Origin of the sequence: Labrys sp. KB_33_2, from assembly GCF_052114505.1 — a bacterium.
In the GTDB taxonomy this organism is placed as follows: domain Bacteria; phylum Pseudomonadota; class Alphaproteobacteria; order Rhizobiales; family Labraceae; genus Labrys.
This window is the reverse complement of record NZ_JBFREW010000001.1, coordinates 242,607-264,249: the sequence shown is the minus strand read 5'-3', so window position 1 is coordinate 264,249 and position 21,643 is coordinate 242,607. Positions and strand designations below refer to the sequence as shown.

21 protein-coding genes are annotated in these 21,643 nt (G+C 64.6%); 4 read left to right on the top strand and 17 right to left on the bottom strand.

What is annotated here, in order from left to right:
- Nucleotides 1–81: 81 nt before the first annotated feature.
- Nucleotides 82–318 carry a hypothetical protein gene (locus tag AB4037_RS01255; RefSeq protein ID WP_434957883.1) on the top strand — a complete coding sequence of 79 codons (237 nt, stop codon included), beginning with the start codon at nucleotides 82–84 and terminating at the stop codon, nucleotides 316–318.
- 196 nt (nucleotides 319–514) lie between these two features.
- On the opposite strand, the gene AB4037_RS01250 is transcribed toward AB4037_RS01255, so the two are convergent.
- Together AB4037_RS01250 and AB4037_RS01245 are read right to left on the bottom strand one after the other, a co-directional pair.
- Nucleotides 515–706, bottom strand: coding sequence for a hypothetical protein (locus AB4037_RS01250; protein WP_434957884.1), 192 nt, complete (start codon nucleotides 704–706; stop codon nucleotides 515–517).
- Between the two features lie 95 nt (nucleotides 707–801).
- Nucleotides 802–1,815, bottom strand: a complete 1,014-nt coding sequence (locus AB4037_RS01245; RefSeq protein WP_441770270.1) for a histone deacetylase family protein — start codon at nucleotides 1,813–1,815, stop codon at nucleotides 802–804.
- A 128-nt stretch (nucleotides 1,816–1,943) separates the two neighbouring features.
- Here AB4037_RS01245 and AB4037_RS01240 point away from each other — a divergent pair, with 128 nt between their 5' ends.
- On the top strand, nucleotides 1,944–2,189 hold the full coding sequence (locus tag AB4037_RS01240) for a hypothetical protein (RefSeq protein ID WP_441770269.1): 246 nt from the start codon (nucleotides 1,944–1,946) through the stop codon (nucleotides 2,187–2,189).
- 7 nt (nucleotides 2,190–2,196) lie between these two features.
- On the opposite strand, the gene AB4037_RS01235 is transcribed toward AB4037_RS01240, so the two are convergent.
- Entirely contained in the window at nucleotides 2,197–2,946 is a 750-nt protein-coding gene (locus AB4037_RS01235) for an SDR family NAD(P)-dependent oxidoreductase (protein ID WP_441770268.1), read from the bottom strand.
- A gap of 186 nt (nucleotides 2,947–3,132) precedes the next feature.
- Between AB4037_RS01235 and rhmD the strand changes: the two genes are divergently transcribed.
- Together rhmD and AB4037_RS01225 are read left to right on the top strand one after the other, a co-directional pair.
- Nucleotides 3,133–4,311 (top strand): L-rhamnonate dehydratase, encoded by a 1,179-nt coding sequence (gene rhmD / locus AB4037_RS01230; protein ID WP_441770267.1) that lies wholly within the window; start codon nucleotides 3,133–3,135, stop codon nucleotides 4,309–4,311.
- 63 nt (nucleotides 4,312–4,374) lie between these two features.
- Complete coding sequence (locus AB4037_RS01225) at nucleotides 4,375–5,061, top strand: GntR family transcriptional regulator (protein WP_434957889.1); 687 nt, start codon at nucleotides 4,375–4,377, stop codon at nucleotides 5,059–5,061.
- 1 nt (nucleotide 5,062) lies between these two features.
- On the opposite strand, the gene AB4037_RS01220 is transcribed toward AB4037_RS01225, so the two are convergent.
- From AB4037_RS01220 to AB4037_RS01155, 14 genes are all read right to left on the bottom strand, one after another.
- Complete coding sequence (locus AB4037_RS01220) at nucleotides 5,063–5,830, bottom strand: SDR family NAD(P)-dependent oxidoreductase (protein WP_441770266.1); 768 nt, start codon at nucleotides 5,828–5,830, stop codon at nucleotides 5,063–5,065.
- Nucleotide 5,831: 1 nt separating this feature from the next.
- Complete coding sequence (locus AB4037_RS01215) at nucleotides 5,832–6,872, bottom strand: histone deacetylase family protein (protein ID WP_441770265.1); 1,041 nt, start codon at nucleotides 6,870–6,872, stop codon at nucleotides 5,832–5,834.
- A 15-nt stretch (nucleotides 6,873–6,887) separates the two neighbouring features.
- Nucleotides 6,888–7,655 carry an SDR family NAD(P)-dependent oxidoreductase gene (locus AB4037_RS01210; RefSeq protein ID WP_434957892.1) on the bottom strand — a complete coding sequence of 256 codons (768 nt, stop codon included), beginning with the start codon at nucleotides 7,653–7,655 and terminating at the stop codon, nucleotides 6,888–6,890.
- Nucleotide 7,656: 1 nt separating this feature from the next.
- The gene (locus AB4037_RS01205) at nucleotides 7,657–9,045 is read right to left on the bottom strand and encodes a glutamine synthetase family protein (RefSeq protein WP_441770264.1); all 1,389 of its coding nucleotides are present in this window, start codon (nucleotides 9,043–9,045) and stop codon (nucleotides 7,657–7,659) included.
- A complete protein-coding gene (locus tag AB4037_RS01200) occupies nucleotides 9,045–10,433 on the bottom strand; it encodes a transaminase (RefSeq protein WP_441770263.1) in 1,389 nt (462 codons plus the stop codon). The genes AB4037_RS01205 and AB4037_RS01200 overlap by 1 nt, the downstream gene beginning before the upstream one ends.
- Nucleotides 10,434–10,718: 285 nt before the next feature.
- Nucleotides 10,719–12,041 (bottom strand): NAD(P)/FAD-dependent oxidoreductase, encoded by a 1,323-nt coding sequence (locus AB4037_RS01195; protein ID WP_441770262.1) that lies wholly within the window; start codon nucleotides 12,039–12,041, stop codon nucleotides 10,719–10,721.
- A 9-nt stretch (nucleotides 12,042–12,050) separates the two neighbouring features.
- A complete protein-coding gene (locus AB4037_RS01190; protein WP_441770261.1) occupies nucleotides 12,051–12,941 on the bottom strand; it encodes an ABC transporter permease in 891 nt (296 codons plus the stop codon).
- Nucleotides 12,942–12,952: 11 nt separating this feature from the next.
- The gene (locus tag AB4037_RS01185; protein WP_441770260.1) at nucleotides 12,953–13,903 is read right to left on the bottom strand and encodes an ABC transporter permease; all 951 of its coding nucleotides are present in this window, start codon (nucleotides 13,901–13,903) and stop codon (nucleotides 12,953–12,955) included.
- Nucleotides 13,904–14,181: 278 nt separating this feature from the next.
- Nucleotides 14,182–15,855: a peptide ABC transporter substrate-binding protein gene (locus AB4037_RS01180; protein WP_441770259.1), complete on the bottom strand. Its 1,674-nt coding sequence runs from the start codon at nucleotides 15,853–15,855 to the stop codon at nucleotides 14,182–14,184.
- 82 nt (nucleotides 15,856–15,937) lie between these two features.
- On the bottom strand, nucleotides 15,938–17,269 hold the full coding sequence (locus tag AB4037_RS01175; protein WP_441770258.1) for an NAD(P)/FAD-dependent oxidoreductase: 1,332 nt from the start codon (nucleotides 17,267–17,269) through the stop codon (nucleotides 15,938–15,940).
- A gap of 1 nt (nucleotide 17,270) precedes the next feature.
- Nucleotides 17,271–17,969, bottom strand: a complete 699-nt coding sequence (locus tag AB4037_RS01170; RefSeq protein WP_441770257.1) for an SDR family NAD(P)-dependent oxidoreductase — start codon at nucleotides 17,967–17,969, stop codon at nucleotides 17,271–17,273.
- Nucleotides 17,966–18,487: a MarR family winged helix-turn-helix transcriptional regulator gene (locus AB4037_RS01165; protein ID WP_441770256.1), complete on the bottom strand. Its 522-nt coding sequence runs from the start codon at nucleotides 18,485–18,487 to the stop codon at nucleotides 17,966–17,968. Before AB4037_RS01165 ends, AB4037_RS01170 begins: the two co-directional genes overlap by 4 nt.
- Complete coding sequence (locus tag AB4037_RS01160; RefSeq protein ID WP_434957902.1) at nucleotides 18,484–20,127, bottom strand: ABC transporter ATP-binding protein; 1,644 nt, start codon at nucleotides 20,125–20,127, stop codon at nucleotides 18,484–18,486. Before AB4037_RS01160 ends, AB4037_RS01165 begins: the two co-directional genes overlap by 4 nt.
- A gap of 144 nt (nucleotides 20,128–20,271) precedes the next feature.
- A complete protein-coding gene (locus AB4037_RS01155) occupies nucleotides 20,272–21,630 on the bottom strand; it encodes an MATE family efflux transporter (protein WP_441770255.1) in 1,359 nt (452 codons plus the stop codon).
- Nucleotides 21,631–21,643: the final 13 nt, after the last annotated feature.

The window sequence follows — 21,643 nt, the reverse complement described above, 5'->3', positions numbered from 1 at the left end:
ATGATATATTTCGTATCACGCCCATGTCACAGCCCACCGTCATAGGGAAGGCAATTATTGGACTTGGCATTGGATGGTTGAATGAGCGTTCCTTCGGACCCGCTCGAAAGCGGAGACGGCTCGGTCGTCACGCCGCTTCTCACGAAATTTCGCGGCCTGACTTCGCCGGAGCATCGGCAATTTGCCGTAGCCGAATTCGAATTTGCGGATGGGGCCATCATCCGAATTCCAATCGCCAGCGACGCGGTCGCCTCCTTCAATGACGCGCTGGTGGTGTGGATGTCGAAAGGCAATCCGACCGGTGTGGTCGTGCATTAGCCATCTCATCGAAAAGCCCGAGGACTTTTCGGTCAAGAAAATGCGTCAAAACAAAAAATTGGAACAAAACGCATCCCTGGTGCCTAGAGCAGAGCGCGTTTAGACGGAAACGCTGTTTTGCTCTAGCTCTCTGATTCGGCGCGTCTTTGCGATTCTCGGTGATTCCACCAAAGCGCAAAACGCTTAAGGCTTGCCTTCAGCCATGCAGATGTCGCCTGCCCCATTTGCGTTCGGACAGCTCCGCATTGCAGCGTTCCTGCTTCCTATGCCAGAGATATCCCGACAGGATGACAGCGCCAATGGCCACATCGGCGGCCAGGATCTTGAGCAGGGCCGGCATCCAAAGGGCTGCCAGCAGCGCACTGACATCGATAGCAAGACTGGTCATCGGAACAACTCCCTCGATCGTCCCAAACCAGCCACAAACCTACGCCCCGACCCCGGCATTTTGATGTCGTAAACCATGAGGGCTGGAAAAATACCTCACAGCCCGCCGAGGAAGCTGGCGAGATTGTCGCCGAGCGCGTCGCAGACATAGCCGCCCTCCTGCACGATCGCCATCGGCAGCCCGAGGCTGGCAATACGGGCGGCAATGCGGACAAAGCCCTTGGTGGTCACCGTCAATTCCTGGAAGGGATCGCCCTCGAAGGCGTCGAGGCCGAGCGCCACCACCAATGCGCCTGGCGCGAAGGCAGCAATACGCTCCAGAGCCACATCGAGCGCGGCAAGGAAGCCCTCGTCCCCCGTCTTGCGCGGCAGAGGCAGATTGAGATTGTAGCCGAGCCCCTCGCCTTCGCCGCGCTCGTCCGAGTGCCCCCAGAAGAAAGGGTAGAAACGGATGGGATCGGCATGAACCGAAACGGTGAAGATGTCGGGGCGGCCATAGAACATGCCCTGGGTGCCGTTGCCGTGGTGCAGGTCGACATCGAGAATGGCGACGCGGTCGTAGCGGCTGCGCAGGGCCTGGGCCGCGATGCCGCTGTTGTTGAAGAAGCAGAAGCCACCGGCAAGATCGGCGAAGGCATGATGGCCCGGCGGACGGCAGAGAGCATAGGCTACATGCTCGCCTGCCAGCACCAGGCCGGCCGCATGATAGGCCGTGTGGGCGCTGGCCAGGGCCGCCTCATAGGTTCCGGACGAGATCGGGCAGGCCGTGTCGGCCATATGATAGCCCGCCTGCCCCACGGCGGAAGCGGGATAGGCCCCGTTGCGGCGATCGGGATGGATATTGGGGATCACCTCGGCCGAAGCCCCATCGATCTCGCGCCAGTGCGCATGGATATGGCGCAGGAAGTGAATGTAGTCGGGCTTGTGCACGGCTGCGACGGGCGCCAGCCCCGCATCGTCGGGGGCGACCTGTGTCAGGCCGGCGCCAAGGGCAGCCTGCAGCAGGATGTCACAGCGGCGCGGTATTTCCGGATTAGGCCGCTGCGTACCGCTCGATAGGAAGAAGGTCGGATCGTGGCGCCTCTGGGTTTCGCTGAATACGACTTTCATGCCCGATATTCCTCCCTCGGCTGCGACTCGATCCGCCCCTGTTTAGCCGATTTGGCTGTGACCGGCGAAACTGCCGTGCAGATCAACCGATGCGAAAAATAGACAGCATTTCCCCGAGGGCTTCCTTCATGCGTCCGAGTACGGGTTTCCTTGCGCTGCTGGCCCTCGGCTGCGCCATGCTGGTCTTTTTCGAGACGCGAGGACACTATCTGGCACGGCTGATCGACAGCCGGTTTCCCTGCCATCAGAATCCCGCCAATTCGGCACCCTGCTATGTGACGACGAGTCTCACCGTCATCGTCGCAGCCGCTGCCATCGGGCTGGCGGCCCTGGCCGTGGTGCTGGTGCGGGCCCTGATAGCCCGCCGCTCCTGACGTTCGGTCAATAGGTGGCGCGGCCGCCGGAAATGTCGAACACCGCGCCGGTGGTGAAAGAACATTCCTCGCTGGCGAGCCAGGTGATGATGGCAGCCAACTCCTCCACGGTGCCGAAACGGCCCATCGGAATCTTCGACAGCATGTAGTCGATATGGGCCTGGCTGACCTGCTGGAGGATCGGCGTATCGACCGTCGCCGGCGTGATGGCGTTGACGGTGATGCCTTCCTTCGACAATTCCTTGCCCAGCGATTTGGTGAGCCCGATCACCGCCGCCTTGGAAGAGGAATAGGCCGATGCCGTGGGATTGCCTTCCTTGCCGGCGATGGAGGCGACGTTCACGATGCGGCCATAGCCATGCTTCTGCATCAGCGACGCAACGAAGCGGTTGCAATAGAACAGGCCGTTGACATTGATGTCATAGACCCGCTTCCACTCCTCGATCGGATAATTGACCAGCAACTCGTTCTTGCCGGCCACGCCGGCGGAACAGACCAGGACGTCGATGCGGCCGAGTTGGCTTTCGGCCTGCTGTGCCGCCTTCTCGACGGCGGCAGGATCGGTGATGTCGATAGCGATGCCATGGGCCCGCGGCCCCAGCGCCTGGCGCACCGTCTCGACGCGGGCGGAATCCACATCCCAGATCGAGACCGAGCCGCCCTCGGCCACGATGCGCTCGGCCGTCTTGAGGCCAATGCCGGAGGCCCCGCCGGTGATGATGGCGCCGCGGCCCTCGAAGCGAATGATCGTGGTCATGCCGGTCCTTCCCCTGCCTTCCAAATGCCGGCCATCCTGCCGGCGCCTGCGTGTTTCCCGAGGCAATCGGGTGATATCGGATTATTTGTCAGACAACAAGAGAGCGAGGTTTCGAGAATTTGTAAACTTGACTGACAAGTTTCTTACGTCACTATTCCGCGCAACCAAACGCAGGAAGGACGAGGCATGGCATCTCCCCGCATCAAGCAGGTCAGGACCTATCTGGTCCGCAGCGAGGGTGGCGGCGATTATTTCAGCCAGAAACAGGGGCATTGGCTGATCGACACGCTGATCGCCAATCCGATGTCGGGCTATGCCGATTACAAGGCCTCGCGCACCAGCTGGGGGATCAATGTCATGGGCTCGATCGTGGTGGAGATCGAGACAGAAAGTGGCCATGTCGGCCTCGCCACGGGTTTTGGCGGCGAGCCGGCGTGCTGGCTGATCCAGCACCATTTCCGCCGCTTCCTCGATGGCGCCGATCCGCGCGACCTCAATCGCCTCTGGGACCAGATGTTCCGGGCCTCGATGTATTACGGTCGCAAGGGGCTGCCGCTCGCGACCATCTCCGTGGTGGATCTTGCCCTCTGGGACCTGATCGGCAAGCTGCGCGAGGAGCCGGTCTACAAGCTGATCGGCGGGCGCACCAAGGAGGAGATCCGCTTCTATTGCACCGGTCCGCGGCCGGAAGCGGCCCGCCGGCTCGGTTTCTGGGGCGGCAAGGTGCCCCTGCCCCACGGCCCGGCCGACAGCATCGACGGCCTGCGCGCCAATGTCGCCTTCCTCGCGGCGCATCGCGAAGCGGTCGGCCCCGACTACCCTCTGATGGTGGATTGCTACATGGCGCTCGACGTGCCCTATGCGATCGAGCTCGCCACCGCCTGCAGGGACCTCGACATCTATTGGTGGGAGGAGGTGCTGCATCCCGACGATATCGACGGCTATGCCCTGCTCAAGAGAGCTTTGCCGGCAACCAAATGGACCACGGGCGAGCATGAATATTCGCGCTACGGCTTCCGCAAGCTGATCGAGGGCCGTCACATCGACATATTGCAACCCGACGTGATGTGGGTCGGCGGTCTCACCGAATTGCTGCGAATCTCCGCCCATGCGAGCGCCTACGACATTCCGGTGGTGCCGCATGGCAGCGGCCCCTTCAGCTATCACTTCGTGATGTCGCAACCCCATTCGCCCTATTGCGAATATGTCGCCAACAGCGCCGATGGCCAGGATGTGTTGCCGGTGTTCGGCCCCCTCTTCACCAATGAGCCGGTGCCCCGAAACGGGCGTCTCGACGTTTCCGGCACGCCCGGTTTCGGCCTCACCCGCGATCCGTCGGCAGTACTGGTGGAAGCCGGGACATAGCGGGGCATGCGCCGTTCTGCTTCAGCGCTTGCCCTCGGGCTGCCAATGTGATCACAGTCAGCGATGAGCACCGATAGTCTCGCTGCCGTCGAACCGGCCGACACCGCGACCAATCCGCTACACCAGCAGGTCTACAGGACGCTGCGTGAGCAGTTGATCATCGGCAATTTCCATCCCGGCAAGAGCATGAGCCTGCGCGGCATCAGCGACATGCTGGGCGTGGGCGTGATGCCCTGCCGCGAAGCCATCCGCCGCCTGGCGGCCGAGAACGCCCTGGAAGTCCAGCAGAACAGGCGGGTCTGCGTGCCGCATCTCACCGTGGCCCGCTTCGAGGAGCTGATGAGCGCGCGACTCGCCCTCGAACCCCTCTGCGCCCGACGCGCTCTGCCTTTTGTCGACGGCGACAGGCTGGAGCGCATGATTGCCCATGACGAGACGATGAACCGGAACTACAAGACCGGCAACGCCGACGTCTACATGCTCGCCAACTATAACTTCCACTTCGAGCTCTATCGTGCCGGCAATTCCGACGTGCTGGTGCCGTTGCTCGAAAGCGTCTGGGTGCAGTTCGGCCCGTTCATGCGCACCATCTATGACGTGGTCGAAGGCGCCGAGATCATCGACAAGCACAAGATGGCGATCGAGGCGATCCGCCGGAACGACGCGGATTCTCTGCGCACCGCTATCGAGGCCGACATTCTCGATGGCATGTACCTGTTGCGTCATACGCTCGGCCTGGGAGCGAACTGAATCAGCCCTTGCGCTCCTGCAGGATGTTGCCGCCATCCACCACCAGCACGGAACCGTTGACGTAGCTCGCGCCGTCGGAGGCCAGAAACGCCACCGCTGCGGCGACCTCGTCAGGCGTTCCCGCCCGGCCCAGCGGCGTAGCGCGGGCGGCAACGCGCTCTTCCTCCGTGGAGGAGCCCGTCTCGATCCAGCCCGGAGCGACCGCGTTGACGGTGACGCCGTCCCCCGCCACTTCCAGAGCGAGGGCGTGAGTCAGTCCGACCATGCCCGCCTTCGCCGCCGAATAGGCCGCCTCGCCGGGATTGGAGACATAGGGGCCGGTGACCGAGGCGACATTGACGATGCGCCCATGGCGCTTCGCGATCATGGCGGGCAGGAAGGCCCGGGTTACCAGAAAGGCGGTGTTCAGGCTGACGTCGATGCCGCGATTCCATTCGGCCTCGTCGAGATCGACGAAGCGCTTCTGCACGGCCGGCTTCAGCACGCTGCCCATGCCGGCATTGTTGACGAGGATGTCGACGTCGCCGGCGGCTGCCCGCAATCTGCGTACTTCGTCCACCCGCGTGAGATCGGCAACGGCCGCCCAGGCTTCGATGCCCTCAGCCTCCAGTTCCGCCGCGCGGCGATAGATCCGGTCGCTCGAGGCCGTGATCGCGACCGACAATCCCGCTCCCCCGAGGGCCCTGGCGATAGCGAAGCCGATTCCGTCGGAAGCCCCGGCCCCCGTCACTAGGACGGAGCGTGAGCGGACGAAAGATCCCGAAGCCATCTCACCCTCCCGCCTGTTCGAAGCCGGTCAGGACGTTGACGGCGTTGACCCCGAGTGCACCGATGGCGTAGCCACCTTCCATCACGAACAGGGTCGGCAGGCCGAGCGCCGCGATCCGTGCACCGATTTCGCTGAAATGCTGGGTATCGAGCTTGAACTGCGAGATCGGATCGTCCTTGTAGGTATCGACGCCGAGGGAGACCACCAGGGCCTGCGCATCGAAGGCCTCGATCTTGCGGCAGGCATCCCCGAAGGCTGCGGACCATTCCGGCCATTGCGTGCCTGAAGGCAGGGGATAGTTGAGGTTGAAGCCCTCGCCGGCTCCTTCGCCACGCTCGCGGGCATAGCCAAGATGGAAGGGAAACTCGAAATCGGGATCGCCATGCATGGAAGCGACCAGCACGTCGGCCCTGTCGTAGAAGATCTCCTGCGTGCCGTTGCCGTGATGATAGTCGACGTCGAGCACCGCCACGCGGGAGCGGCCGGCATCGCGGAAACGCTGCACGGCGATGGCGGCATTGTTGAGGTAGCAATAGCCGCCGAAGAAGTCGCGTCCCGCATGATGGCCGGGCGGACGGCACAGCGAGAAGGCCGTGCGCTCGCCGGCGAGCACGGCATCGGCGCCGGCCAGTGCGGTGTCGGCGGCGCGCTTGGCCGCCTGCCAGGTGGTGGCGGTGATCGAACCGGCCATATCGAAGGAATAGTAGGAAAGGCGGGCATCGAGGCCGCTCGGCGCCTTGTCGATGGGGGGCATGGAACGGTGGCGCCAACTATAGGGCCAGACCTCGCCATCGCGGCCGGCCGCCTGCCATTCCTCATACACGCCCTTGAGGAAGTCGACGTAATCGGGCGTGTGGATACGCTTGAGCGACGCGATCTCATAGTCCTGCGGGGTCAGCACCGGCCCGAGGCCCACTTCCTTGACCCGCGCCAGGATGATCTCAGCGCGTTCTGGCTTTTCGAAAGTCTCGACGATCTTGCCGAAGGAAAGCTCCATGCCGCTGTGATGGAGATGGTGGTCGGTGGTGTAGAAGGTCTTCATGCCATAAGCTCGGGTTCAATAGCCTGCGGTAATGCCGAAATCGATTGGGAGGGCGGCGCCGGTGATCGGCGCAGCACCGGGCTGGCAGAGATAATGGATGAGGCCGGCAATCTCTTCGGCCTTGATGAAACGGGCGCTCTCGCCCTGCGGATAGTTGCCGAGCAGGCGGCGCTTATAGGCATCGGGGTCGCCGCCGCCATAGGTCGCGGCCTGGTATTCGATCATTGGCGTGGCGACGTCGCCGGGGCAGATCGCATTGACGCGGATGCCCTGCGGCGCGAGCTCGAGGGCCAGGGCCTTGCTGAGCAGCACCAGCCCGCCCTTGGAGGCGCAATAGACGGCCGCGCCTTTGTTGCCGACCAACCCCGCATCGGAGGCGATGTTGACGATCACGCCGCGAGAAGCGGCGAGATGGGGAATGGCCGCCGAGATCAGGAAGAACGCGCCCTTGAGGTTGACGTCGAGCACACGGTCCCAATCCTCCTCGCCGACCGACGTGGCGGGCCCTTCCAGCCAGACGCCCGCCGCATTGACGAGCACATCGAGACGGTCGGCCTCGGTCGCCTTCGCCACCGCCTCGCGGCAGGCCTGGGCGGAGCGCATGTCGAGCGCCAAGGCGAGCACCTCGGCACCCGCATCCACCACCTTCGCCCGAGCCTCTTCGAGACGCGGGCCGGGAAGATCCGCCAGGACCACGCGCGCGCCATCCTGGGCAAAGCGCAGGGCCGTCGCCAGACCCATTCCACCGGCGCCGCCGGCAATCAGAACGTTCCGCCTGGCCATCTCAGACGATCTCTCCATAAAGCTGCAGCTCCAATGCGGTGATATCGGCGGCAAAACGCCGGTATTCAGCCCGTTTGAGCGCCAGCAGCACGTGATGAAGGCGCTCGCCCAGCGCTTCCTTCAGGAAGGCGGAGCCTGCCGCCGCCTCGATGGCGCTGCGCCAATCGGCCGGCAGGGCATCGTCGGCCGCGCTCGCATAGGCGGAGGCCGGGGCCCCCGGATCGCGCTGGGCGGCAAGGCCGCGGCGAATGCCCGCCAGCACGACGGCGCCGACCAGATAAGGATTGGCATCGACCCCGGCGGCACGCTGCTCCAGGTGCCGGCCTTCCGGCGAGCCCGCGGGAACGCGCACGGCGACGGCCCGGTTGTTGACGCCCCAGCTCGGCGCCGTCGGCGCATAGCTCTGCGCCGCGAAGCGTCGCCACGAATTGAGGTGGGGCGCGAAGACCAGCATGCTCTCCGTCATGGTCTCCAGCAGACCGGTGATGGCGTGATGCAGGGCCGGCGCAAGCTCCCCATTCCGGTCGGCGAAGAGATTGGCACCGTCGCGGCCTGTCAGGCTGGCATGGGCGTGCATGCCCGAACCGGCGCGGCCGGCGAAGGGCTTGGCCATGAAGCAGGCCTTCATGCCGTGGCGCACGGCGAGCGCCCGCAGCAGCCGCTTCAGCATGATGAGATCGTCGGCGGCGCGCAGCGCATCCTCGCGATGGCGCAGGGTCAGTTCGAACTGGCCCGGCGCATATTCGGAGATCAGCGTCTGCACCGGCAGGGCCTGGGCCTCGGCGGCGCGATAGACCGCGTCAACGAAAGGCTCGAGACGGTCGAGCTCGTCGACGCTGTAGACGTGGATGCCATCAAGCCTTTCGCCGGTCAGCGGCATGCGGAGCGGCTGAGGCCGGCCATTCGCCGTTTCGCGGTCGAGCAAATAGAACTCGAGTTCGAAGGCCGCAACGGGCTGCCTGCCCTCGGCCTGCAGCAGAGCCTGCTGGCCGGCCAGGGCATGACGAGGGTCGGCGGCCATCGGCGAGCCGTCGAGCTCGAACAGCGACAGGCGCACCTCGCCGCGCGGCGGCGAGGTCCAGGGCAGCGGCACCAGAGAGCCGGCGATCGGCCAGGCGCGCCTGTCGGCATCGCCATCCGACCAGACCAGGCCGGTTTCCTCGACATCCTCGCCGGTGACGTCGAGGCCGAGAATGGAGCCGGGCAGATGCCGGCCACCACGGAACAGCGGCAGCAATTCCTCGCGCCGGATGATCTTGCCGCGGGCAATGCCGTTGATATCGATCAGCACCAGATCGAAGGCGCCGATCTCGGGGTGATCGGCCAGGAAGGCCTCGGCTTCGGCGATATCGGCCGCCTGGGCCGGCCGCGTCGACAGGGCGTCGGCCATCACGCCGCCTCCCCGGCCTGGCAGAAGCGGGCGAGGATCTCGCCATAGGCGGCAACCAGCGCGCGGGCTTCCGCCTCGGCCAAGGCCGGGCTGACCAGGATCATGTTGTGGAAGGGGGTGAGCAGGAAGCCGCGATTGAGCAGGGAGAGATGCAGGCCCTCCTCGATGACCGAGGAGGCGGCTTCCCGGGCCTCAGCCGCATTGCGCACCGGCTCTGAGCTGAACACCACTTCCAGCCGGGCGCCGACGCGGGTGACATGCCAGGGCAGCCCCTGCGCCCCTATGGCCTTGATGAGGCCCGCTTCGATGATGTCGGTTCGCGCGGCCATGGTGGCATAGGTCTCGGCCGTCATCACCTTTTCGAGGCTGGCCTTGAGGCAGGCCAACTGCAGCGCACTGCCGGACAAAGTGGTGCCGATGCCGGAATGGCCGTGGCTGTCGCGCGCGCGCCGCGCGCGGTCGAGGCCCTCGGCCACTGCGGCGCTCATGCCCCACACGCTCACCGGCACGCCGCCACCGATGGGCTTGCCCATCACCATCAGGTCCGGCTCCAGGCCGTGGAGCATCGTGTAGCCACCGAGGCCGGTGGAAATCGTGTGCGTCTCGTCGATCAGCAGCAGCGTGCCATGTTCGCGCGTCAGCCGCCGCAGCGTATCGTGGAAGCCGGGCGCAGGCAGGATCATGCCGCAATTGGTCATCACCGGCTCGGCCAGCACGCAGGCGACCTCGCCCGAAGCCAAAGCCCGACGCAGCGCCTCCTCGTCATTGAAGGGAATGGCGATGGTGGTCTCGCCGAGATCGACCACCTGTCCCAGCAGGCTGCGGCGGGAGAAGGTGCGTCCGTTGACGAGATCGACCAGCGTGTCGTCGACGGCGCCGTGATAGCAGCCATCGAAGACCAGGATCTTGCGTCGCCCTGTCACGGCCCGCGCCACACGGATGGCGAAGCGATTGGCATCGCTCGCCGTGGCACCGATCTGCCAATGCGGCAGGCCGAAACGGGCGGCCAGCAGTTCGCCGACGATCTCGGCATCGGCGGATGGCAGCATCGTCGTCAGGCCGCGATGACCGACGGCCCTGAGCACCTCCAGGATCGGCTCGGGCCCATGGCCGAACATGGCGCCGGTATCGCCGAGGCAGAGATCGACCACTGCATTGCCGTCGATGTCGGTGAGGTGCACGCCGCTCGCCTGCTCGATCACCATCGGGAAGGGCATCGGCCAATCAAGCATCCAGTGCATTGGAACATTGTCGAAGAGGCCCTTGCCCTTACGCTCGGCCATAGCCTGCGCCTTGGGACGGCGCTCGGCATAAAGCTGCAGTTCCACCGGCAGCAGGGTCCGCACCCGCGCCTCGATGGCTGCATTGTCGATCGGCGTGCTGGACACGAGAAACCTCCGCTGGATGGATTGGCGCGCCGCTCATCGCCTAGTGATGCCGCGCTTGATTGTGATCACAATCAGCAGAAAAATCGACGATATGTCAACAAATTTTGGGATAATTTTATATACTGTGATCACACTTTAATTGTGAGATCGACATTTCCTCCGCGGACAGCTCGCAGCAAAGCCCGGCCTGGAGGTCGAACGGCCCTCGGGCGCAACCCAGCCGGTCACGCTCTTCGGCGATCTACGACGGAAAGTCGGGGGCAGCCGTCTGGCCAGCCCGCCCGCTCAGGCGTGCGGCGGCAGGGACGCGCCGTCCATGCGCGTCTTCAGCCAGTCGCGCGCCCGGTAGTAGCGCAGCGTGAGCTGGGGCCCGAAGCTCATATAGAAGGGCGCCTTGTGCAGAGGCTCGACCTTGAGCGAAAGATCCTGCGCCGGCACGTCCAGCGCCCATTCCGAGAGGATGCCGCCGAGCATGCTGCCGGTGGGTACGCCTCGCCCCGAAAGGCCCGTAAGGGCGACGATGCCGGGCGCCAGGCCGTAGAGACGGGGAATCGTCCTCGCCTGCATGTCGAGCTCGCCGAACCAGAAATATTCCCAGCGGATCTCCTGCTTGATCTGCGGATGCAGCCATTTCAGGCGATCGCTCATCACCTGGTGCGTATAGGCAAGGTCACGCCCGCGTCGCCCCATCGGGAACATCGAGGCGACGATACGGCCCTCGGCATTGTATTTGTAGACATAGATGTCGCCGCGGCCGTCATGCATGGTGGTATTCTCAGGCAGGACGGAGCGGCGCTCCTCCTCGCTGAGCGGCTGTGTCGCCGCCACGAAGACGCGCATGATCTTGAAGCTCTGGTCGAGCTTCGGCCAGCCCTCCACCGTATAGGCGCCGGTGGTGAAGATCACCTTGTCTACAACCACGCTGCCATCAGCGGTGTGGGCCACCCAGCGCGTACCTTCGCGCGTGACGTTGGTCACCTTCGAGCCCGTATGCAGCACGCCGCCTTCCTGCTGCACCGCCCGCGCCAGGCCACGCGCATAGCCGAGCGGATTGAGATGGCCCGCCTCACCGTGGAACCAGCCGCCGTGGAAACGCGGGCTGCCGGTGATCGCTTCCACTTCCGTCTTGTCGACGAAGCGGGTGCGAGCGCCGACGGCGTTGTACTGCTCGACCTTGCGCTTGATGGCGTCGATGGCACCAGGCCGAGCGGCCGCCTGGACATAGCCGTTCTGCTGCCACTCGCATTGGATCTGGTAGCGCTCGATCATGGCGCTGACACGGGCATTGGCCTGGGTCTGCCGGGCGATCAGCCTTTCGGCCCAAGGCTCGCCGAGCAGCCGGCGCAATTCGGGCAGGCTGAAATGGGTGAAGGTCGGCGTACAGTGCCCGGCATTGCGGCCGGACCCGCCGAAACCGGCTTGCTCGGCCTCCAGCAGCACCACACTGACGCCCTTACGCACCAGTTCGAGCGCGGTGGTGAGGCCGGTATAGCCGGCACCCACGATGCAGACATCGGCCTGGACACGCCCGGTCAGCGGCATGGTCTGCGGCGCGGGAGCGGCCGTCGCATACCAGAGCGTCGCGTCGAAGGGAGAGAATTTCGACATGGCCACTCCTCAGTTCAGGTCGCTTCGGGCATCGAGGGCATCGCGCAACCCGTCGCCGATGAAGTTGAAGCTGGTGACGGCGAGCGTGATCGCCACGCCCGGCACGATGGCGAGCCAGGGCGCATTGGCCAGATATTGCTGTGCCCCGTTGAGCATGTTGCCCCAGCTCGGCAGCGGTGGCTGGATGCCATAGCCCAGAAAGCTCACATAGGCCTCCAGCAGGATGGCACGGGCCACCGTCAGCGTTGCCGCCACGATGATCGGGCCGATGACGTTGGGCAGCAATTCCCGGAACATGATCCAGCTGTTCGACAGCCCCACCATGCGCGCGGCCAGGACGAAGTCGCGTTCACGCAGCGAGCGCACTTCCGCCTCCACGATGCGCGCCACTTCCATCCAGCTGGTGACGGCGATGATCACCGTGATCATCAGCGGGCTCGGCTTGATGAAGGCCGCCAGCGTCAGCAAGAGGAAGATGCTCGGGAAGGAGAGGAAGGCATCGACGAAGCGCATGAGGGCCGAGCCGGCCAGGCCGCCATAATAGCCGGCGGTGACGCCGATCACCGTGCCGAGCGCCGTGCTCAGCAGCATGGCGAAGAAACCGACCAGCAACGAGATGCGCCCGGCCATGAACAGGCGGGCGGCAAGGTCGCGGCCGAGCGGATCGGTGCCGAAGATGTGGTAGCCGGTGAAGGGCGGCGCGAAACGAGCTCTCAGATCGATGAAGAGCTCGTCATAGGGCAGCAGGCGCGGACCGAGGATGCAGGCCAGCGTCAGGATGACGATCATCGCCACGCCCACCATGGCGAGCCTGTGCCGGCAAAAGCGCCGCACCGTGCGGTTGCGCCACCAGCGCGGCTTCGGAGAGGGCGATGCGGGGGAAAGGGTTGCTGAGGCCATCACTATTCTCCCTAACCGAGCCGGATGCGGGGATCGACGAAGGCGACGAGCAGATCGGCGATCAGATTGCCGATGAGCACCAGGATCGCCGAGAACATCAAAAGCCCCATGATCACCGGATAGTCGCTGTAGCCCAGGCTATCGAGGAACAGCCGGCCCATGCCCGGCCAGGTGAAGACGGTTTCCGTCACCAGCGCCCCGCTCAGGATGGTGGGTATCTGCAGGCCGGCCAGGGTGATCATCGGCAGGAGGGCGTTGCCGATCACATGCTTGACCAGCACGCGGCGTGGCTTCAGCCCCTTGGCCTTGGCGGTACGCACGAAATCCTGGTTGATCACATCGAGCGTCGCCGTGCGCATATAACGGCTCCACACCGCCACATTGACCAGCGCCAGCACGATGCTGGGCATGATGAGATGGATGGCATAGTCGGCGAAACTGCCGTCTCCCACCGTGAACATATTGCCCGCCGGCAGCCATTTCAGCTTGAGCGAGAAGAGGTAGATCGCCACCAGACCGAACCAGAATGTGGGGATGGAGAGCGCCACCATCGCGCCTACCGTCGCCAGCGTGTCGAACAGCGAATAGCGCCGCGTGGCGCCCATCACGCCGATCCAGGTGCCGAGGATGACGGAGATCAGGGTGGAAAAGCCCATCAGCAGCAGGGTGGCGAAGAGATGCCCGCCTATGATGGCGAGCACCGGCTGGCCGTCGCGGTAGGAGCGGCCCCAATCACCCTGCACGAGACGCCAGAGCCAGTCGAGATACTGGATCGGCAGCGGGCGATTCAGGCCCATCTGCTCGGCGATGCGATCAAGCGCCTCCTTGGTCATGCCCGGCGTGAGCGTATATTGGGAAAGCGGTCCGCCGGGTGCCAGGGTAAGCACCGCAAAACCAATGACCGAGACCAGCAGCAGCAGGATAAGGCTCTGCCACAGCCGGCCAGCGAGATAGCGCAGCATGGGATCGTCTCCACTCGGCCGGCCTTATGGGCCGGCTGTCAGCAGGGTGGCGGGCCAGGCCAACCACTTCGGGTTAACGCGGAGGCACCACTACCCTCCCCTGGAGGGGGAGGGTCGGCCTGAAAGGCCGGGGTGGGGTGAAGAGCGCTGACGTGATCATGCGAACAGGCCGCTAAGCGAAGAACCACCCCACCCCGAGGCTTTGCCTCGACCCTCCCCCTCCAGGGGAGGGTAAGACGGCGCTCATTTACCCGAGGCAGTTGCCCTGGGTGGCAGGCCTATTTGACCCAGTGCCAGGTGTTGACGTTCCAGCTGTCGATACGGTTGTTGATGTTGGGCAGGAAGCCTTCCACCCCCTTCTTGCGCCCGCGGACGGTGGCGTATTGATACATCGGCAGGAAGGGCAGGTCGGTCCGCATGATCTCCTGGATCTTGAAATAGAGCTTCCTGCGCTCCTCCGGCACGAAGAGATTGCCGGCCTCCTTCAGGAGCCTGTCCACTTCAGGATTGGCATATTGCCAGGTGTTCTGGCCGTTGCCGCCCTTGGCGCCGCTCGAGGTGGACATGAAATAGTCCGAGGTGTCGGGATCGGGGCCGGTGAGGAAGTTCAGGCCGACGACGACGCTGTCGAATTTCGACATCATCCAGTAGTCACCCCACATCACGGCTGGAGGCAGGTTGGAGATCGTCATCTCCACGCCGACATCCTTGAAGGACTGCTGCATGAATTGCTGCGCCTGCTCGCGCAGATGGTTGCCGGCCGTCGTCGAATTGCTGAACGACAGGCGCACGCCATCCTTGGCGCGGATGCCGTCGGCACCGGGCACCCAGCCCGCCTCGTCGAGCACCTTCTTGGCCTTTTCGGGGTCGTATTCCTGCTTGGGCAGGTCCGGATTGTAATAATAGGACTGCTGCGGCATGTAGGATTCGGTCGGAGTCGGCAGGCCGTAATAGAGCGCCTCGATGATCGTCTTCTTGTCCAGCGCATGATAGAGCGCCTTGCGGACGGCCGGATCCTTGAACTGCGGACGCTCCATGTTGAAGGCGACCGACTCGATGGTGCCATTCGGCACCACGGTGACGATCTTGCCCTCGAGGGTCTTGGCCTCCTCATAATGATCGGCCGTGATCCATTGCAGGCCGACCAGGTCGACGTCCCCGGTCTTGAACTGGGTGTACATCACCGTCATGTCGGGGATGTATTTGTAGACGACACGCTCCAGATAGGGCCCCTCACCGAAATAATCCTCGTTGGCGGCAAGCTCGATATAGTCGCCGGCAACGCGCTTGCTCCACTTGAACGGCCCGGTGCCGACCGGCGCATTGTTGAAGGGTGCCGTGTTCTTGTCGGCCGCCTCGCTCAGGATGTGCTTGGGCACGATAAAGGTGGAGGCCAGGATCGAGGGGTAGGGCGCGAAGGCCTTTTCCATGCGCCAGGTGATCTCGGTGGGCGACACCACCTTGATGTCGCGCACATGCTCATGGCCGGTGCGCCGCCAGCTGCGGAAGTTCGGGTCGACCATCAGTTCCAGCGTGAACTTGACGTCCTCGGCCGTGAAGGGCTTGCCGTCATGCCATTTCACGCCATCGCGCAGTTTCACCTTCCAGCTGAGACCGTCGGCGGAAATGCCGCCATTCTCCACGCTCGGCACCTCGACGGCGAGGGAGGGCGTGAACTTACCTTCGGGGTCCACGTCGAACAGCGGATTGAACACGCTGTAATGGATGCCCTCGTCCACTTCGATGTGGAGCAGATGCGGATTGAAGACGGTCGGCTCCTGCGAGAAGCTGATGACCATCTGGCCCGACGGCTTGTCCTTGCCGGCCGCCAGGGCCTCCTCCCGCCCGAGCAGGGCCGGCATCAGCAGCGCCGAGGCGCCCGTTGCTGCCATCAGGCCGAGAGCCTGCCGGCGATTAGGATGGGGGAACTGGTTTCGCTCTTGTTTCGACATGATGGGTTCCTCTGGAGAGTGACGAATTTTTTTATGATTGTTGCAGTCGTTTGCCGGTTCGGGACAGCCCCGAGCCGGCGGCTCAGAACCCGCTGATCAGCTCGATCTTTGATCCATCCGAGAAGCGGGAGAAACGGAAATTGGCTGGGTCGACCAAGGGCGGCCGACCCGTGACGAGATCGGCCATCAGCTTGCCGGCTGCCGGGCCGATGCCGAAGCCGTGGCCGGAAAAACCAGTGGCGATGTGAAAGCCGGGTATGGCCTCGACCGGTGAGATCACCGGCACAGCATCCGGCGTGACGTCGATATAGCCGGCCCAGCGCTGGGCGATCTCCGCCTTGGCAAAGACCGGGAAGGCCTTGGCGAGATTGGCCAGGGCGACGTCGGTCAATTCCTTCGCCGGCTCTGGATCCAGCACGCGGCAACGCTCGAAGGGGCTGACCTCGTCCATCGCCCATTGCTTGGGCACACGGGCTTCCTCGAAGAAACGGCCCCCGACCCTCAGATTGAGCGAGCGCCACTCCTTGCGCAGGGCCGGCAGGAAGTCGAAGAAGAAGCGGAAGCTGTTGGGCACGATGTCAACGACGTTCTCGTGCCCGGAGGCAATGGTGTAGCCGCCATCGGCACGCTTGCGCACGGCGAAGCCGTTGGACCAGATCGCCGGCCCCGGCCCGCCTTCGAGCGGCTTGGTGCGCAGGACCGAATTCTTCACCTGCAATTGCGGCAGGCGAATGCCGAAACGGCCCGAGAACAGGCTCGACCAGGCTCCGCCGGCCAGGACGACGGCGCTGCAGGCGATCGGGCCACGTTCGGTAACGACGCCGCTGATCGCTCCGCCCGATGTCTCCACGCCGCGCACGGCGCATTCGGTCAGGATGGCAGCACCCTTGCGCCGGGCGGCCTCGGCGATCAGAGGGGCGGCGCGCTGCGGCTCGGCCCGCCCGTCCTCGGCCGTAAACAGAGCGCCCTTGATGTCCATGGTCGTGCCGGGAAACATCCGCTTGTATTCGGTGCCCGAGATCATGCGGGAGTCGAGCTGGTAACCGTCGAGATTGCGGTTCCAGCGCTCGTGGTCGGCATATTCCTTGTCGTTCTCACAGGTGAACATGATGCCGGCGCGGGTATAGCCGGTGTCTCCCTCGACCCGCTGGTCGAGCGTCTTCCAGATCCTCAGCGCCTCGGCCATCAGCGGCACTTCACGCGGGTCACGACGCGAGATGCGCACCCAGCCCCAATTGCGGCTCGACTGCTCCTGGCCGATACCGCCCTTCTCGCAGAGCGCGACCTTGAGGCCGCGCTCGGCCAGTTCGAGCGCCGTCGAGGCGCCGATGATGCCGCCGCCGATGACGACGACATCGACCTTGGCGGGGAGCGTCGCATCGCCTTGAACGGGTATGACAGTGGGGCCGGGCATGTCAGTAGGACTCTTCGAGCTGGCAGTTGATGGTGAATTCGGCGACGCTGGCTTCGTTGGGCAGTTCGATCAGCATGGCAATGATGCGGGCGAGATCGTGCGGCGAGGTCATCTTCTCGGCGGCGCGGTCGGTCAGGCCGAGGGCCATGTCGGTGGCGACGAAGCCGGGGCAGATCGCGGTGGCGCGGATGCCGCGCTCGAAGCCCTCATGGCGGATGCCGTGCGCCAGTGCAACGGCCGCATATTTGGAGATCGAATAGAGCCCGGCGCGCGAGGATTTGACCCGCTTGCCTGACAGCGAAGCGATGACGATCACCCGCCCGCTCCCGCTTTCGGACAGCGCCTGCCAGGCTGCCTTGGCCAGACGCCGCGGCGCCTTGACGTTCACGGCCAGCATCGCGTCCAGGTCCTCGTCCTCGGCCTCGATGACGTTCTTGGGTATCATGATGCCAGCATTGGCGATAACAGCATCGATGCGCCCGAAACGCTGCAGGGCCGCCTCGGCCCAATCGGCCTCCGCCTGGGGATCGACAGCGTCATAGGCCTGCAAATGGACGTGGTCTGGATCCGCCCAGGTGGGTTGCTCCGGATGCCGCATGCCCAGTGAGAGCCGCCATCCCCGACGCGCGAGCTCGGCCGCCGCCGCCTGCCCTATGCCCCGATTGGCGCCCGAGATCAGGGCTACCCTCTGCTCACTCATGCCACTTGTCCTTCCTTGTCGGCACCGTTCCGAGGCGGCATGCCCACGAAACGGCAATAGGCCCGCTTCAGAATGTCCATCACCTGTCTCTGCTCATGCTCGGGAATGAAGTCGAAGAAGCGTTTCGACTGCTCCATCGCCAATACGCGCACCTTGGCGGCGAGCTCCGCGCCCGCCGGCGTGATGTAGAGTTCGTGTGCCCGGCTGTCGTTGGACGAGATCCTGCGGGTGAGCAGCCCCTGCTCTATCATGTGGTCGACCAGCCGCCCCATGGCGGAGCGGTCCTTCATCACCAGATGCGCGATCACCGAGGGGCGGATGCCGGGATGGCTGTCGACCAGCAGCAACGTGGTGACCTTACCGGTGCCCTTGGCCACTTCGAGCCCGTCGAGCCATTCGTCGAGGTCGCGCGACACGGCCAGGCTGATCACCCGGATATAGAAGCTCAGCGTATCCTCGAGCACGTCGAGGTCGATATGCTCGGGTAGCGTCGGCGGCTTGGCCCGTGTTTCCTTCATGCGGCAGGCTCCCATTCGCTGCCCGGAATGGCTGCCACCAGGCGCTTGGTGTAGTCGTTCTGCGGCCTGCGGAAGACCTGCGCCGGCGGCCCGGACTCGACGATCCGGCCCTTGAACATCACCGCGACCTCGTCGCAGATCTGGCTCGCGACGCGCAGATCATGGGTGATGAAGATCATGGCCAGATGCATCTCCTTCTGGATGCGTGCCAGCAATTGCAGGATCTGGGCCTGGATCGAGACGTCGAGCGCCGAGACCGCCTCGTCGGCGATCAGCAGGACGGGATCGAACATCAGCGCGCGGGCAATGCCGATGCGCTGGCGCTGGCCGCCGGAGAATTCATGAGGAAAGCGGTCATAGGCGCCAGCGTCGAGGCCGACGCGGCCGAGCAGGCCGACGGCCTTCTCCTTGGCCTTGCCCGCGGCCATGCCCTGCGCCATGGGGCCGACGGTGAGGATGCGCCCGACGGTGTGGCGGGGATTGAGCGAGGCATAGGGATCCTGGAAGATCATCTGGATGCGCGGACGCAGCGGCCGGAACTCGTCCTCGCGCAAGGGCGCGATGTCCCGCCCTTCGAACAGGATGCGGCCCCCATCGCTGCCCATCAGCTTCATCAGCACGCGCCCTAGCGATGACTTGCCCGAGCCCGACTCCCCGACGAGCCCGAGGGTGCAACCTTGCCGGACAGAGAAACTGACATCGTCGACGGCACGCACCGGCGTGCCCTTGGCGAAGAAGCGCCCCTGGCCCTGGTAGGTCTTGCTGATCCCATCGGCCTCCAGGATGACAGGGGGCAGTGCGGCAGGGATGGCATCCTCGGCCACCATGCGCGGCACGGCCGCGATCAGCGTCTTGGTATAGGGGTGCTGCGGGTCACGCAGGACCTGGGCAGCCGTGCCCTGCTCCACCAACCGGCCCTTTTCCATCACCACGACGCGGTCGGCAATTTCGGCCACCACGCCGAAATCATGGGTGATGAACATCACGCTCATGCCCTTGCGGCGCTGGATCTTGCGGATGAGCTCAAGGATCTGGGCCTGGGTGGTAACGTCGAGCGCCGTGGTCGGCTCATCGGCGATCAGCACGTCCGGATCGAGGGCCAGGGCAATGGCGATCATCACGCGCTGGCGCTGGCCGCCGGAGAGGCGAAAGGGATATTGATGGCGGATGGTGGTGGGATTGGGCAGCCCGACTTCGCCGAGGAGTTCGACGACCTTTTGCTGCCGCGCGGCCGGCGTGCCCACGCCATGGGCCTCCATCGCCTCGGAGATCTGGTCGCCGATGGTCATCAGCGGATTGAGCGCCGAGAGCGGATCCTGGAAGATGATCGAGACAGCCCGGCCCCTAAGGTCTCGCAGCTGTTCTTCCCGGGCCGCAAGCAGGTCCATGTTTTTGAACAGGATGCGCCCGCCCGTCACCGTCAGCGATGTCGACAGCAGGCCCATGATCGTGTTGGCGGTAACGGATTTGCCCGAGCCGGACTCACCGATGATGCAGAGGATCTCGCCGGCCTTGAGCTCGAAGGAAATGTCCTCGACGGCGTAGGGCCGTTCCATGTTGCGCGGCAGGCTGACGGTGAGCTTGTCCACCGACAGGATGGTCGCGCCCGGGGCTTTCGGCTCGGCGTCGGAGACCAGCATCGTGACCATCCTTCCCAATCACCGGCGGGGTGCTTGTACCCCGTCCTCGATATAGTGGACGATTACAACTAATTTTGTCGGCAGCGCCAAGCGGAAATTTCAGGCAGCGAAGATGTTGCGCTGCCGCAAACCGGGGCAGGCCGATCAGGCGGCCTTGGCCTGGATGCCGGAGAACGAACCTGGCAGCAGGCGGAAATAGGCCAGCCCCTGCCCCGCACCGCGCGCCACCAGGAAACCGATCAAGGCGAGCCACAAGCCATGATTGCCGAGGGGCTGCAGCAGCCACCACAGCCCGAAATAGCAGGCGAGCGCCAGCGCCATCAGGTTGCGCATGGCGCCGTTCCAGGTGGCACCGACATAGACACCGTCGAAGGTGAAGGCGAGCGCGCCCGCGACAGGCGTGACGGCGGCATAGGGCAGGAATTGCCGGGCCAGCTCGCGAACCGAGGTACTGGTGGTCATGAAATCGATGAAGGCCCCGCCCGCCACGAACAGCAGGGCTGACATGCCGATCGCCAGCGCCAAGCTCCAGATCACCGAATAGCGCACGGCCTTTTCGAAGGATGGCCGGTTGTTGGCACCGATCGAGCGCCCGCTGAGCTGTTCGGCCGCAGTGGCAATGCCATCGAGAAAATAGCCACCGACCAGGAAGAAATTGTTGAGGATGGCGTTGGCTGCCAGCGTCACATCGCCGGCCAGCGCGCCCTGGCGCCCAAAGAAGACGAAGGCTGCCAGCAAGGCGAAAGTGCGCAGCATGATGTCACGGTTGATCGCGATCATGCGCACGAATTTGGCCTTGTCGAAGACCAAGGTTCTGGGCACACCGAGCCGCCCGCCGAAATGAGCTGCGACCACGGCGAGGCCAGCGACGACGCCGGCCGTCTCCGCCAGGGTGGTGGCCCAGGCCGTACCCGCAACGCCCCAGCCCATCCCCAGCGTGAACACGACACAGAGCAGGATGTTGACGAGGTTGATGCCGATCTGCAGCAGCAGGCCGGTGGTGGTCCGGCCCAGCCCGATCAGCCAACCGAGCACGGCATAATTGGCAAAGGCGAAGGGCGCGGACCAGATGCGGATGGCGAAATAGATCTCCGCCGCATGGGTCACCTCGGGCGAGGCACCGAGCAGCGGGAAAGCGACCGCCGCAATTGCGCGCTGCAATGCCACCATGGCAAGGCCGAGCACGGCGGCCATCACCAGCGCCCGCAGGAACACCGCCCGCTGCTCCAGCCTGTCGTCGGCGCCGACCGCCTGCGCCGTCAGGCCGGCGGTGCCCATGCGCAGGAAGCCGAAGCCCCAGAACAGGAAGTCGAACAGGAGGGCATTGAGAGCCACCGCCCCGAGCAGGGCCTCGCTGCCGATCTGGCCGATCACGGCGGTGTCGACCAGCCCGAGCAGTGGCGTGGACAGATGCGCCAAGGTCATCGGCGCGGCGATGCCGATGACGATGCGGTGGCTGACGGGGACGGGACGAACGGGGGTATCGGGCGAAGCGACAGGCATGGGCGGTGATTTT

What these genes read in the sequence shown, in the direction of transcription:
- AB4037_RS01185 (WP_441770260.1), bottom strand. Translation starts at nt 13,903, where the DNA reads ATGCTGCGCTATCTCGCTGGCCGGCTGTGGCAGAGCCTTATCCTGCTG.
- AB4037_RS01215 (WP_441770265.1), bottom strand. Translation starts at nt 6,872, where the DNA reads ATGAAGACCTTCTACACCACCGACCACCATCTCCATCACAGCGGCATG.
- AB4037_RS01175 (WP_441770258.1), bottom strand. Translation starts at nt 17,269, where the DNA reads ATGCCCGGCCCCACTGTCATACCCGTTCAAGGCGATGCGACGCTCCCC.
- AB4037_RS01220 (WP_441770266.1), bottom strand. Translation starts at nt 5,830, where the DNA reads ATGGCTTCGGGATCTTTCGTCCGCTCACGCTCCGTCCTAGTGACGGGG.
- AB4037_RS01205 (WP_441770264.1), bottom strand. Translation starts at nt 9,045, where the DNA reads ATGGCCGACGCCCTGTCGACGCGGCCGGCCCAGGCGGCCGATATCGCC.
- AB4037_RS01235 (WP_441770268.1), bottom strand. Translation starts at nt 2,946, where the DNA reads ATGACCACGATCATTCGCTTCGAGGGCCGCGGCGCCATCATCACCGGC.
- AB4037_RS01170 (WP_441770257.1), bottom strand. Translation starts at nt 17,969, where the DNA reads ATGAGTGAGCAGAGGGTAGCCCTGATCTCGGGCGCCAATCGGGGCATA.
- AB4037_RS01255 (WP_434957883.1), top strand. Translation starts at nt 82, where the DNA reads ATGAGCGTTCCTTCGGACCCGCTCGAAAGCGGAGACGGCTCGGTCGTC.
- AB4037_RS01245 (WP_441770270.1), bottom strand. Translation starts at nt 1,815, where the DNA reads ATGAAAGTCGTATTCAGCGAAACCCAGAGGCGCCACGATCCGACCTTC.
- AB4037_RS01180 (WP_441770259.1), bottom strand. Translation starts at nt 15,855, where the DNA reads ATGTCGAAACAAGAGCGAAACCAGTTCCCCCATCCTAATCGCCGGCAG.
- AB4037_RS01190 (WP_441770261.1), bottom strand. Translation starts at nt 12,941, where the DNA reads ATGGCCTCAGCAACCCTTTCCCCCGCATCGCCCTCTCCGAAGCCGCGC.
- AB4037_RS01240 (WP_441770269.1), top strand. Translation starts at nt 1,944, where the DNA reads ATGCGTCCGAGTACGGGTTTCCTTGCGCTGCTGGCCCTCGGCTGCGCC.
- AB4037_RS01165 (WP_441770256.1), bottom strand. Translation starts at nt 18,487, where the DNA reads ATGAAGGAAACACGGGCCAAGCCGCCGACGCTACCCGAGCATATCGAC.
- AB4037_RS01160 (WP_434957902.1), bottom strand. Translation starts at nt 20,127, where the DNA reads ATGCTGGTCTCCGACGCCGAGCCGAAAGCCCCGGGCGCGACCATCCTG.
- AB4037_RS01225 (WP_434957889.1), top strand. Translation starts at nt 4,375, where the DNA reads ATGAGCACCGATAGTCTCGCTGCCGTCGAACCGGCCGACACCGCGACC.
- AB4037_RS01210 (WP_434957892.1), bottom strand. Translation starts at nt 7,655, where the DNA reads ATGGCCAGGCGGAACGTTCTGATTGCCGGCGGCGCCGGTGGAATGGGT.
- AB4037_RS01195 (WP_441770262.1), bottom strand. Translation starts at nt 12,041, where the DNA reads ATGTCGAAATTCTCTCCCTTCGACGCGACGCTCTGGTATGCGACGGCC.
- rhmD (WP_441770267.1), top strand. Translation starts at nt 3,133, where the DNA reads ATGGCATCTCCCCGCATCAAGCAGGTCAGGACCTATCTGGTCCGCAGC.
- AB4037_RS01250 (WP_434957884.1), bottom strand. Translation starts at nt 706, where the DNA reads ATGACCAGTCTTGCTATCGATGTCAGTGCGCTGCTGGCAGCCCTTTGG.
- AB4037_RS01155 (WP_441770255.1), bottom strand. Translation starts at nt 21,630, where the DNA reads ATGCCTGTCGCTTCGCCCGATACCCCCGTTCGTCCCGTCCCCGTCAGC.